Raw genomic sequence first — 11,780 nt, forward strand, 5'->3', positions numbered from 1 at the left:
TGCCCCTTTCTGATTGGATAGTTTCGAGAGATGTGCCTCTCCAGAATTTCAGTATCTATTGCCCCAACCTCGCCCCAAAAAATATGATATACTGCACTGTTTTGGTCAAAAATAAGAGAAAAACGATCATGCCTGTCAACATTAGCATTTCTTTGTAGGTCTCGTGGCTGCTCTTGCATTTGAAGACCTTCAAGAATCCTTGGAGTATGTCTTTAAGCAGCAGGCTTTGCTGTGTGAGGCTCTCACCCACCGTTCATACTCTCAAACTCAACCCCAGGCGGTGAGCCCCCACAATGAACGATTAGAATTTTTAGGGGATGCGGTGCTGGGATTGATTGTGAGTGAAAGTCTTGCCGCGATGTTCCCAAGTGGCACAGAAGGCGAACTCTCCAAGATTAAAGCGAGATTGATTAGCCGATCTACTCTCTCGAAAGCGGCGAGTCGTCTCCGGTTGGGACAGTGGTTACGATTGGGTCGGGGGGAGGAAGCCTCAAAGGGTCGAGAAAAAATATCGCTATTAGCCAATGTCCTTGAAGCGATCATTGGGGCGGTGTATCTTGATGGAGGGTTGGAGCCTGCAAGAGCATTTATTCAAAAAGTTTTGACCACGGAATTTTCTTCCTTAGAGAACAGTCCTGTGTCATCAGCAGGGTGGGATGGGAAAAGCCGTCTGCAAGAATGGACGCATAAACAATTTGGGGTAAGTCCGCAGTATCGACTTGTTCAGGAATCAGGTCCTGACCATCAGAAGGTCTTTGCTGTCACGGTTGAAATTCAAGGAAAAATTATGGGACAGGGAGAAGGACGGACAAAAAAAGAAGCCGAACAATGTGCGGCAGCGAAAGCGCTCGCCCAGTCTGAGATTCATGTTTCAGGCGAGCTTGGTCATCCAATCAAGAAATTCAACAGATTAGCCATGGAGGAGGAATTATGAGGGTTGTGTTGCAGCCACGGACTTTAGCGAGTGCTCTACGTCAGCTCATGATGGTGATCGGACTGTCTACCATTGTCACCGCAGGTGGTTCTCTTGTCCCAACCGGGGCGGCTGCGGAAGAACCGTCGAATGCTGATACCAAGGCACCTCACGTATTGATTAAAACGAAATTTGGTGAAATGGAAGCCGTGTTATTTCCCGACTTAGCACCCAAGCATGTGGAAAGCTTTCTCAAATTAGTCAAGTCAGGGTTTTATAACGGAACCATTTTCCATCGGATCATTCCTGGATTTATGGTTCAAGGGGGGGATCCTTTGACCAAAGATCCAGCCAACCGCAGCCGGTTTGGAACCGGTGGACCGGGCTATACGGTTCCAGCAGAATTTAACCGGGTTGCTCACGAAAAGGGTATTCTCTCCGCGGCGCGCACGGCAGACCCCAATAGTGCGGGATCCCAGTTTTTCCTCATGGTGGATAAGGCCCCCCATCTGGATGGCCAGTACACCGTGTTTGGTGAAGTGGTAAAAGGCCTTGAAGTGCTTGATACAATTGTGGGCCAGCCCCGCGACTTGAAGGATAATCCACTAGAGCGGATTGAAATGACGATAGATGTGATGCCGTAACTCGGCAGAGGAAAGCCGGGAATGTTGATGAAACGTGCCGATCAGCTGACGGGTTCTGTCGAAGGGGGGTCTGGTGCGTAATCAAATCCACTGGGAATAATGATGCGCCCTCCCGCCCCGGTTTGGCGGGCGAGTTGTTCTGCTACATCGGGATGGCGTTCCCGGATATAGCCGAGTAATCCATGTAAAAATCGATGGGACCGAAGCCCTGATCCGGAAAATTCCTGGATGAAGATATGAGCCTGGTCTAAGACGTTGGTGACCAAATGAGATTCTAAGGGTTGGCGTTCGCCGAAGACCTTAAATTCCTTTCGTAATTCTTCACCGAAAGCGGGTATTCCCGAATCTGGTATCTGGATCAGGCTGAAACTTCGCCTGAGGCTTTGGAGGCCTTCCAATACCTCGGCGTCCTGTGCGTCACGCCGGTCCTGGAAAAAGCGATAAGCCAAGGCCTCAAAGACATAAAATATTTCAGTCGCCCGTTCACCCCCGAGATCCAATAATTGTCGGTAGAACCCCCGACGTTCGAGTTCAAACCGGTTCCCCACTCGTTTTTTCTGGTAGTCATCATTGCTCTCGAGAAAGACGCAGGAAGTCGGGCAACTGATATTCGTGATGCGGTTGGTGCCGCAACATTGGCTGCAAATCATTCCTCCAAGGGCGGGACACGTCCGTTTCCCTTTACGTTGATGACAATAGAGGCACTTACTCATTTGCCGCATCTTTCTTAAGCCAGCCCAGTCCATAATCAGACCAAGATCGGGGTTTTTTGTTGGGGTTATCGTTAGAGGGACGCTCAAGACCATTAATTTCGGCGCCGTTTACATACAGGTAGGGGACCATGATCACATGATTGACACGGTCGACCCCGATCCCCGAAGGGGACAACAAAAACTCGGCAATCACCTCTTTTTTGTGATTGGCCAGGATTCGCCAGACTTTCCCTACCGTGAGGTCAGACACATACATGGTGCCGTATTTATCGAAATCAATACCGTCTAAATTATAGAACCCACCAGTAAAAAAAGTATTGGCGAACAGCTCCTGAATCGTCCCGTGTTCATCAATCTCAAAGATCTTCCCATCCTCCCATCCAACCCCCACCACATGCCCATTCCTGGGATGAATGGTGAGGCCACGTGGGTGTGACAGGCTCTCATCCTGGGCAAAGACCGTCACGGTATGATCGTGGGCGGCTTCATCAATGTGATAGATGGTATTGGAGTCGGAATCAGAGACATATAGCCCGCCTAGAGGATCCGCAGCCAGCCCGGCAAGTGATTGACTGTGGAATTGTGCGAAGGAAATAGTGTGAAGCGTTTCTCCGGTGTTTTTGTCAAATCCTCGGACCGCATCCAGGTCAGCCACATAAAGAGTTGCGCCCACCAGAGCCATTCCTTTGGGTGAGTTCAGGATGACCGACTTTTGCCCACCTTGGATGAAATGGAGATCAATCATCTTTCCCTCAGGGGTCACTTTACTGATAAAACCTTTATTTTCGCGTGTCCCGGGGTCTCCGTTGGCATTGGCGATGAAATAGACCTGCCCTCCATCGGCAATCATGCTTTGCGGGAACGCTAAATTCGCCACCTCCTCGGCATAAACAGCAGTCCAGCAACCCAGCACCAAAATACTGGTGAGGATCGCATTCCTGAAAGAAACAGCAAGGCAATATGGGTTCATGGAAATAACCGAACTTTCGCTGAGACGATGAGGACGATCAGAGCGACAAGGGATGTGGTTAGAGGAAAACCTGAAGGGGCATGGTAAGTGAGGTTTTTGTAGGGTGTCAAGGAATGGTGAGGCAGCCATTTCGTTGACGAAGATTTTCCCTGCCTGATATCGTAAATCACCGCTCATAGCGGTTTGACCATTTTATTTGAAGGAGTCAACGTGCCAGCACAGATCATTGATGGCAAAGCATTAGCCCAGGCGATTCGAGAGGGCATTGCTGAAGACGTTCGCCTTTTCGAAAAAGATACCGGAATCAAGCCCGGATTAGCCGCAGTATTGGTAGGAGATGATCCGGCATCGGCCGTCTATGTGCGGAACAAGAGAATTGCCTGTGAAAAGGCCGGACTTTATCCTCAAGAACATCTTTTGCCGGCATCGACCCCCCAAGAATCATTATTGAAGCTGGTTCATCAGCTCAATGCCGATCCCCAGATCCATGGCATTCTGGTCCAGCTTCCCCTGCCTTCGGGCATGGACAGTCAAGCGATTTTGCACGCCGTCTCTCCAGAGAAGGATGTGGATGGATTTCATCCGGTCAATGTCGGGCGTTTAGTGACCGGCGACCCGGGGTTTATCCCCTGTACCCCAAAAGGGGTCATTCAGATGATCGATTCGACCGGACAGGATATTGCCGGGAAACGTGTTGTGGTTATTGGCCGGAGTAATATTGTGGGAAAACCGGTGGCTATGTTGCTCTTGCACCGACATGCCACTGTCACCATCTGTCATTCCCGGACCAAAGATCTCCCCGGGGTGGTTCGGGAAGCGGACATCGTGATTGCGGCCATCGGGAAACCGCTTTTCGTCACCCCAGACATGGTGAAAGAGGGGGCGATCGTCATTGATGTGGGGATCAATCGATTAGCCGATGGAAAATTAGTCGGGGATGTGGATTTTGGTCGGGTGAAGGAGCGAGCCGGATGGATTACACCCGTTCCCGGTGGCGTTGGCCCGATGACGATCGCTATGCTGCTTCAGAACACGGTGGAATCCGCGAAGCGGGTTGCTGGCAAATAACCCTCACTGCATACAAAAGAAATCGGCACACATGACGATTCCCGAATTTGTCCAACAGAAGAAACAGGGTAAAAAGCTCACGGTCGTCACGGCCTACGATGCGCTGTTTACCCGGGTTGTGGAGCAAGCCGGGCTTGACGTCATTCTGGTTGGAGATTCCCTTGGCATGGTCGTGCAAGGCAAGCCCAACACCTTATCAGTGACCATGGAAGACATGCTCTATCACACGCGGCTGGTGGCTCAGGCTGCCCAACGGGCGCTGGTGATTGGGGACATGCCGTTTATGTCCTACCAGGCCAGCGTGGAAGATGCCGTGCGGAATGCGGGGCGTTTTCTGCAAGCGGGGGCGGCTGCTGTGAAACTTGAGGGTGGTGCGCCAGTGGTCGATCGGGTGGAGGCCATGACCCGGTTTGGTATTCCCGTCATGGGTCACCTGGGCATGACCCCACAGTCGGTCAATCAATCTGGCGGATATTCGGTTAAGGGCAAGGCGCAGGAAGAAGCGGAAACGATTGTGAGCGATGCCAAGGCCCTGGAGGCTGCTGGTGCATTTGCGGTGGTGTTGGAATGCATGCCAACCGCGCTGGCGCAACGTATTACCGAAGCCCTCTCGATTCCGACCATTGGCATTGGTGCCGGGCAGGGATGTGATGGACAGGTGCTGGTGCTCTACGACCTGTTGGGCCTCTTCGACGACTTCGTCCCGAAATTTGTCAAACCCTATGCCCATCTGAAGGCGGACGCCCTACAGGCGCTCCGGCGCTATAAAGAAGAAGTTGAATGCGGAAAATTCCCCACCGACGCTGAAAGTTATCATTAATAAATTAATTTTTCACCCCCCTTCTCTTCAAGGTTTTCTGGGGGAACAAATTTATCTATTCCCTACCCTTAATGCTTCCAGAACAACCGCTCTCCATAAGCCTGGCAAGATAGGCTTCGGTTCCGAATGATCCTCATCGCCCGCCATCAATCTTATTTTTCATTTTTCACCCCAAACTCCCCATCTAGAATTCCCCAATTCACCAAACCCAAGAGACATGGTCAAAAAGAGAAGCCAAAGAACACAAGCAACTTGACTTAGCTCGCCAGTTCACCAAAAATCTCCCCACGACCATTCTAAAGCGTTCGATTGGCGCTTGGAGTCCTGCGGGATCGGCAAGCGTTCGCAGTCGTATAGATGGACAAACCATTCATCAGGTTGTGGGATGCTGATCCGAATAATATGCCCTAGGACATGCCCGTATGAACAGCCATTGACTGAAACCGTAGAGATTGCCGCTTATTTTCAGAAGAGTCGATGAGAGGTTAAATGGACAGGAAATCACAGATTCGCACCGTACGTGGATGAACTTAATTATTGTTAGCCTGAAAGGTTCTGAAGCGCACTGTTTGGAGGCTACTGCTTGAATTACATCATGATGCCAAATTCGAAAGTGGAAGAGGACGCATGCCATCAATTCCTAGTCTGCCTCGCAGAGGCCACAGCAGAAATTCCAGACCAATAGATGCTGCTTCCGGTTCCTGGCCAAGCGAACCCGATCTACCGAGAACGCGTGTACTGCTATGAGCTGTATCATCAATTGAGAGTAGTTACCGGTGATACCTTTGGGTATTCGCTTGGAGGACAAGTTGACAAGGCAGTGCACCCGATTCTAAGTAAAGCTGATTTGGGCAAAACCAAGCCGGATTTACTAGTACACAAGTCTGGCGGAATGGACGACAACTTGATCGTTATGGAAGTGAAACCCGTGAATACAAAGCCAAGGGATATCAGAAATGACTTACAAAAATGACATCCTTTGTCCGTGAAGGTCGATACTATCTGGCTGTTTACCTGGTCTATGGCGACAATAATAAGGAGTGAGAGAAATTTAGAAAGAAGCTTATGCGACAGGTGCAAAAGCCAGAAGGAGATCAAATTGCCCTTCAGGATATTTGCCTTTATTGGCATCAGACTTCAGGGGACCGTGCCATAAAAACACCCCGGTGTCCAAGCGAAAAACCGTGATCTGCGGACGCGTATCGCTGGTGATATGCCACAAAGCATCTCGCATGGCGGAGACATCTCGTTCCGGCTTTTTAACAGGACGGCTGCTTAAATGCTTGGCAAAATATGCTCTCCGGCGCTCACAGATAACGAGATAGAAGCTATCGTTGTTTTCTCTGGCGAATTACCTTATAGAAAACGAGCTTAATGGAATTTTCAACTGATGCCTAAGTCTGGACGCATCTGTGCACTTGCAAAGGGACAAACATTATAAAAAGGATAGCCATCCTGGCATGGTAACAATCCTGTGTTCGAATCACATTCAGGAGGTCGACAAACTCTGCGGGGGGGATTTGAAGTTTCTATTATTCAATTGTGCCGCGTTTTTGGGTAAGTGTGTGAGCAAAAGATGTGAAAACTTTATGACCCCTAAGGCCTTTTTGATTGTTTTGTTCTGAAATTTGCCAAACCCTATCTGCAAATATATTAAATGTGCCGCTGTTTCCCAACGAAATTTTTGGGGTAAAGCTCTTTTGAGGCCAAGCTCTTGCCTGTTCAAGTCCGTGGAAATTTTCTGGCATTGTGGTCATTGAGTACTATGTAATGCTTGTTTGTCGTGGGGCAGGTGATTTTTGAACAAAGCGATGAGAGCTATGGATGATTAAGAAATCAGAATTAGCAAGGCAGGTTATGTCTAGCTTTTCTTTAGAGGAAAGCACTGGATAGCTATGCTTGTCGGTTTTCTCCGCCCTTCGGACTCGGGTGCTCATGAACTCAAAGGATAGGCGAAAGGTCAATCATTTCAACTAAGGAGATTGTGCGTATGCCTGGAATGTTCAAGTCCCCCAATAAAGCCGAGGATAATATTCTTTCTGATTTGGGCCCGCTATATCATAATTATTCGTTCTTTGGGGTAAATAATGTTCAGTTGCCAGGTATCTACGAATTAAATCAACAAGCAAAAGCACCGATTATCATCGCCTATATTGCTTATGCTATTGCTAAATCTAAAAAACATGCCTTAGACCGCGTATCTTTATCAGAGCTGTTTTGTGCGGATGGTTTTTACGCTATGGTTGCCTCCAGGCTGGGCTGTAATAGAAGCATTGGCATCGATAACGATAGGGATAAGCATTTTGAACATGCTAATGTGATAGCCGAACGACTGAATCTTCATGGCGTAGAATTTGAGAAAGAAGAGATCACGCCAAATTCAAAATTCATTTCAACAGATGTCGTGGTAAATGTGGGAGGTCTTTATCATGTCGATGCCCCCGATAAAATATTGGACCTATCATACGGGATGGCAAATAAATACCTAATAGTTCAGAGTGTTGTTTCTTTAAAAACAGAGAGTGAAGATTATTTTGAAGCTCCGGCCCCAGGTTGGACATGGGGAAACAGATATAGTCGAAAATCGTTTGATAAAATGATCAAGAAAATCTGCCCAAAAATCATCGACCAGCATTTCAATGAGCTTGAAGGCAATAATAGACTTGAAGACAGAGGAAGTGTGTATTATTTGATTGAAAAATAGGTTTATGTAATGAAAGCATCTAAATTGGTCACAACGTTTAGATGAGAGCCACGCCACGTGTTGCCGCACTTGAGTCGTAAGGGTTCTTAGTGCATATCTCAACTTTGAAGGGAAACTTCAATCCATCCTACCAAGGGCTCTTATCAAGGGTTTGGCAACGAAGAGCTTCAATCCACTGCTTAAATCAAATTCAGAAGGTCGAGAGCTCCGTGTCGAGATCACAGATCAGGACTAAATAATTCTCCAGGGCTTGAGGATTGGTCTTGGTTTTCAACGATTGGTTCGGCCTATTCAATGACTGGAATCTCTGAATTTGTTAACCCCTATGCCCATTCTAAATGCGGATGCCTTGCAGGCTCTCCGGCGGTATAAAGAAGAAGTTAAATCCCTTGAGGGTATATTTCCCGCTGCCTGCGGCGTAATAAACTATTCGTCTGAGCGAGTACATTCATAATGCCCCGTCCGCTGGCGGCGGGGATCATTTTTTGCGGGGAATTTTCAACGGACGGTAAATGTGTTCATGAAAAATATGTTGAAGGAATATGCCCTGAAAGTGCTGAAGAGTCTTCCAGCCAGGTTCTCACTGTCTGTGAGTTGGAATTCGACCGAGGGCTATATGTTGGGGTATGCCAAGGAGATTTTGCGTACATTGGAAAATGACCAAGGCGTAACGACTCGCCAGGATGCCATCACGGGCCTTCGACAACTCAGTCTGGAGGAATTCGGACTGGTGTTGCTGTCCATGCCCGACCCTGAGTACCCCAAGCTTTCACGACTTCTTCCTGCCATGGCGAGTAATGAGGTGCAGCGAAACTGGACGGGGAACCATGGAGTCGAATTGCTCAAGCAAACAACAGCGTTCGTGCGTGCCTTGAGTTACAACTACACACGAGTGACCGGGCGGTCTCTGGATGATGCCACTATCTTGGATTTTGGATGTGGGTATGGCCGTATCGCGCAATTGCTCTATTACTTCACCGCCGAGGAAAAAGTCTTCGGGGTCGATCCCTGGGAACAGTCCATTGAACTTTGCCGGGAGTCGGGTCTCAGTACAAACTTCATGGTATCCGACTACCTCCCTGTGTCCTTGCCGGTCGGGACGGTGAAGTTTAATCTCATTTATGCCTTCTCCGTGTTCACCCACCTGTCTCAAAGGGCGATGAGCGCGTCGTTGAACACCTTGCGGAAGTACATTGCGGATGATGGCATGTTAGCCATTACTATTCGCCCTGTCGAAAACTGGGAGCATGACCCTCACACATCATCCGCGCAGAAAGCGGCCCTAGCCGTTCGACATCGGGAGGAGGGCTTTGCTTTCAACCCCCACAACCGGGCACCGATTGATGGTGACGTGACCTATGGGGATTCCTCGTTGACTCTGGAGTGGATTACCTCGACTTTTCCAGAGTGGACGATCAAAGCGACTGATCGGTGTTTGAGCGATCGTCTTCAGCGGTATGTCTTTCTGGTGCCGCGCTGATCGGGGAAGCTCCTGCGTTTGTGGCTGGAAAATGTGGCTCTGGGTATATAGGAAAGCCGCAAGTTGAAAGGGGAAAACGCTTGCTTGCCACAGCATGGTATTCCTTGTATGCTCCTGCCTAAATTGCAGATTTTCCAGGATAAAGGATGAGTCTCATGGAGCTTCCAGAAGATATGCAACAATGCCGGCAAGAGATCGACCGGCTTGATGACGACATTCTTAATATATTGAATGAGCGATCTCAATATGTCATTAAAATCGGGCATCTGAAAAAACAACAGGATTCGTCTGCCCATCTTCACACGCCCGGTCGGGAAGCGGCGATCGTGGAACGGTTGATGCGCAAAAACCCAGGACCGTTTCCCAGTGAAGCCCTTCGTCATCTTTACCGGGAGATTATGTCGGCGTCTCTCTCTCTGGAGGGAACCCAAACGGTCGCCTATTTGGGGCCTCCTGCCACGTTTACACATCTGGCTGCCATGCGAAAGTTTGGAGGATCGGCCGACTATGTATCGGTCAATAGCATCAAAGATGTGTTTGATGAAGTGGAACGCGGACGTATGCGGTTTGGCGTGGTTCCCATAGAAAACTCGACGGAAGGGGTGGTCAATCATACGTTAGATTTGTTCGTAGACTCACCTCTGTTGATTTATGGTGAAGTGATGCTGGAAGTGTCCCATCACTTTCTTTCTAAGGCGGAAAAAATAGATGAGATCAAGACGGTCTATTCTCATCCGCATGCCATTGCCCAATGTCGAAACTGGCTCGAAACCAACTTGCCTTCGGTGAATTTTGCGGAAGAGCCCAGTACGGCTCGGGCCGCTGAGCGGGCGGTGAATGATCCAACTGCAGGGGCCATTGCCTCCGAATTGGCAGCTCAGTTGTATGGATTGAACATTCTGCGATCACGAATTGAAGATAATATTAATAATTTCACCAGGTTCCTCATTTTATCCCAAAAGGGAGCTGAGCCAACCGGCCGGGATAAAACGTCGATCATTGTCTCGGCCAAAGACCGGGTTGGAGCCCTGTATGATCTGATCCGCCCGTTTTCATCCCACGGCATTAGTATGACCAAAATTGAATCACGGCCGACCAGACGAAAAGTCTGGGAATATCTGTTTTATATGGATTTGGAAGGTCATCAGGACGATGATCGCCTCAAGAAGGCCCTGGAGGAAGTCCGGTCACGTTGTTTGATGATGAAGGTTCTGGGGTCTTATTCTTCGCATCAGTAAGGTTTGATGCTAGCTGTTTGTCCTTGAGGAATGGAGATCGGGGAAGGGGCTTCCGCAAACGTTCGTCCCAGGCCCAGGTAGACGTGAAATTTTCTGGATTTTTCCTTCATGTTCACAAGAGAAAGAATGTAAGCCCATGCCATTGCATGTCCATCCCACAATTGCCTCGTTAACACCGTATTCTCCAGGGAAACCCTTGGATGAATTGGAGCGGGAACTGGGAATTACCCAGGCAATTAAACTGGCATCTAATGAAAATCCTTGGGGTCCTTCCCCGAACGCGCTGCAGGTCCTGGCGGAGGCAGCAGCCTCGCTTCACCGGTATCCGGATGGCGGGGCTCACTACCTTCGGCAGGCATTGGGCGAGCGGTTGAAATTTCCCGAGGATCAGGTTCTGGTGGGCAATGGGTCAGATGAAATCATCAGTCTTTTAGTCCGCGCATTTCTCTCACCGGGTGATGAAGCGGTAATGGCCGATCTGACCTTTGTGATGTACAAGCTTTCTGTGTTGGGAGGGCATGGTGTGCCGGTAGAGGTGCCTTTGAAAAATTGGGCCCACGATGTGGCGGCCATGGTTGACGCGGTCACTGATCGCACACGGCTCTTTTTTCTCTGCAATCCGAACAACCCAACGGGTACCATGCTGACGGCAAGGGAAATTGACGGATTTCTCTCCCGGCTTCCTGATCATGTGGTCGTCGTATTTGATGAGGCGTACTATGAGTACGTACGACATCCCGATTTTCCGGACAGCTTGCAGTATGTTCGTGAAGGGCGGCCGGTTGTGGTACTACGGACGTTTTCGAAAATTTATGGATTGGCAGGATTGCGCGTGGGATATGGGTTGACGACCAAAGAAATTGCAGGATATGTGAATCGGGTTCGCCCCCCGTTCAACGTGAATAGCTTGGCTCAAGAAGCCGCACGAGCAGCTCTTTCGGATGACGACCATGTGGCGAAAAGCCGGGCCATGAATGAAGCCGAAATGACGTTTCTGGAAGAAGGACTAACCACCATGGGCTTAGAGCCCGTTCCCAGTCAAGCCAACTTTTTGTATTTCAATGCAGGGATTGACGGAAAACTTGCGTATGAGGCGTTGCTTCGAGAGGGCGTGATCGTTCGGCATATTCGTGGGCCAATGCTCCGGGTGACCATTGGCCAACCGTCCGAAAACCGTCGTTTCCTTGACTCTCTGACTCGAGTCCTCTCCACAGTGTTGTAGTGCAAGGA

General features: G+C 49.3%; 12 protein-coding genes. 8 read left to right on the top strand and 4 right to left on the bottom strand.

Annotated elements, in window-relative coordinates:
* Positions 1–163 precede the first annotated feature (163 nt).
* Both rnc and ACWHYD_RS02495 read left to right on the top strand, forming a co-directional pair.
* Positions 164–934, top strand: coding sequence for a ribonuclease III (gene rnc / locus ACWHYD_RS02490; RefSeq protein WP_447964361.1), 771 nt, complete (start codon positions 164–166; stop codon positions 932–934).
* Between the two features lie 47 nt (positions 935–981).
* On the top strand, positions 982–1,557 hold the full coding sequence (locus ACWHYD_RS02495) for a peptidylprolyl isomerase (RefSeq protein WP_447965811.1): 576 nt from the start codon (positions 982–984) through the stop codon (positions 1,555–1,557).
* Positions 1,558–1,598: 41 nt separating this feature from the next.
* On the opposite strand, the gene ACWHYD_RS02500 is transcribed toward ACWHYD_RS02495, so the two are convergent.
* Both ACWHYD_RS02500 and ACWHYD_RS02505 read right to left on the bottom strand, forming a co-directional pair.
* Positions 1,599–2,270 carry a hypothetical protein gene (locus tag ACWHYD_RS02500; RefSeq protein ID WP_447964362.1) on the bottom strand — a complete coding sequence of 224 codons (672 nt, stop codon included), beginning with the start codon at positions 2,268–2,270 and terminating at the stop codon, positions 1,599–1,601.
* On the bottom strand, positions 2,263–3,240 hold the full coding sequence (locus tag ACWHYD_RS02505) for a hypothetical protein (RefSeq protein WP_447964363.1): 978 nt from the start codon (positions 3,238–3,240) through the stop codon (positions 2,263–2,265). Before ACWHYD_RS02505 ends, ACWHYD_RS02500 begins: the two co-directional genes overlap by 8 nt.
* A 210-nt stretch (positions 3,241–3,450) precedes the next feature.
* Here ACWHYD_RS02505 and folD point away from each other — a divergent pair, with 210 nt between their 5' ends.
* Together folD and panB are read left to right on the top strand one after the other, a co-directional pair.
* A complete protein-coding gene (gene folD / locus ACWHYD_RS02510; RefSeq protein ID WP_447964364.1) occupies positions 3,451–4,308 on the top strand; it encodes a bifunctional methylenetetrahydrofolate dehydrogenase/methenyltetrahydrofolate cyclohydrolase FolD in 858 nt (285 codons plus the stop codon).
* 31 nt (positions 4,309–4,339) lie between these two features.
* Positions 4,340–5,128 carry a 3-methyl-2-oxobutanoate hydroxymethyltransferase gene (gene panB / locus ACWHYD_RS02515; RefSeq protein WP_447964365.1) on the top strand — a complete coding sequence of 263 codons (789 nt, stop codon included), beginning with the start codon at positions 4,340–4,342 and terminating at the stop codon, positions 5,126–5,128.
* A gap of 1,063 nt (positions 5,129–6,191) precedes the next feature.
* Here the strand turns inward: panB and ACWHYD_RS02520 are convergent.
* Together ACWHYD_RS02520 and ACWHYD_RS02525 are read right to left on the bottom strand one after the other, a co-directional pair.
* Positions 6,192–6,362: a hypothetical protein gene (locus ACWHYD_RS02520; protein WP_447964366.1), complete on the bottom strand. Its 171-nt coding sequence runs from the start codon at positions 6,360–6,362 to the stop codon at positions 6,192–6,194.
* A gap of 298 nt (positions 6,363–6,660) precedes the next feature.
* On the bottom strand, positions 6,661–6,885 hold the full coding sequence (locus tag ACWHYD_RS02525; protein ID WP_447964367.1) for a hypothetical protein: 225 nt from the start codon (positions 6,883–6,885) through the stop codon (positions 6,661–6,663).
* A gap of 233 nt (positions 6,886–7,118) precedes the next feature.
* Here ACWHYD_RS02525 and ACWHYD_RS02530 point away from each other — a divergent pair, with 233 nt between their 5' ends.
* The 4 genes from ACWHYD_RS02530 (at position 7,119) to hisC (ending at position 11,772) form a co-directional block, all read left to right on the top strand.
* The gene (locus ACWHYD_RS02530) at positions 7,119–7,832 is read left to right on the top strand and encodes a hypothetical protein (protein ID WP_447964368.1); all 714 of its coding nucleotides are present in this window, start codon (positions 7,119–7,121) and stop codon (positions 7,830–7,832) included.
* A 520-nt stretch (positions 7,833–8,352) separates the two neighbouring features.
* Complete coding sequence (locus ACWHYD_RS02535; protein ID WP_447964369.1) at positions 8,353–9,312, top strand: class I SAM-dependent methyltransferase; 960 nt, start codon at positions 8,353–8,355, stop codon at positions 9,310–9,312.
* Positions 9,313–9,467: 155 nt separating this feature from the next.
* Positions 9,468–10,550, top strand: a complete 1,083-nt coding sequence (gene pheA, locus ACWHYD_RS02540) for a prephenate dehydratase (protein ID WP_447964370.1) — start codon at positions 9,468–9,470, stop codon at positions 10,548–10,550.
* 136 nt (positions 10,551–10,686) lie between these two features.
* The gene (gene hisC / locus ACWHYD_RS02545; RefSeq protein WP_447964371.1) at positions 10,687–11,772 is read left to right on the top strand and encodes a histidinol-phosphate transaminase; all 1,086 of its coding nucleotides are present in this window, start codon (positions 10,687–10,689) and stop codon (positions 11,770–11,772) included.
* The last annotated feature ends 8 nt before the right edge of the window (positions 11,773–11,780 follow it).

The sequence above is a fragment of the Nitrospira sp. Ecomares 2.1 genome, from assembly GCF_965152585.1.

Excerpts from the sequence above, each read along its gene's own strand:
- ACWHYD_RS02495 (WP_447965811.1), top strand. The coding sequence starts at position 982 with ATGATGGTGATCGGACTGTCTACCATTGTCACCGCAGGTGGTTCTCTT.
- ACWHYD_RS02500 (WP_447964362.1), bottom strand. The coding sequence starts at position 2,270 with ATGAGTAAGTGCCTCTATTGTCATCAACGTAAAGGGAAACGGACGTGT.
- ACWHYD_RS02505 (WP_447964363.1), bottom strand. The coding sequence starts at position 3,240 with ATGAACCCATATTGCCTTGCTGTTTCTTTCAGGAATGCGATCCTCACC.
- panB (WP_447964365.1), top strand. The coding sequence starts at position 4,340 with ATGACGATTCCCGAATTTGTCCAACAGAAGAAACAGGGTAAAAAGCTC.
- ACWHYD_RS02520 (WP_447964366.1), bottom strand. The coding sequence starts at position 6,362 with ATGCGAGATGCTTTGTGGCATATCACCAGCGATACGCGTCCGCAGATC.
- ACWHYD_RS02525 (WP_447964367.1), bottom strand. The coding sequence starts at position 6,885 with ATGACCACAATGCCAGAAAATTTCCACGGACTTGAACAGGCAAGAGCT.
- ACWHYD_RS02530 (WP_447964368.1), top strand. The coding sequence starts at position 7,119 with ATGCCTGGAATGTTCAAGTCCCCCAATAAAGCCGAGGATAATATTCTT.
- ACWHYD_RS02535 (WP_447964369.1), top strand. The coding sequence starts at position 8,353 with ATGAAAAATATGTTGAAGGAATATGCCCTGAAAGTGCTGAAGAGTCTT.
- pheA (WP_447964370.1), top strand. The coding sequence starts at position 9,468 with ATGGAGCTTCCAGAAGATATGCAACAATGCCGGCAAGAGATCGACCGG.
- hisC (WP_447964371.1), top strand. The coding sequence starts at position 10,687 with ATGCCATTGCATGTCCATCCCACAATTGCCTCGTTAACACCGTATTCT.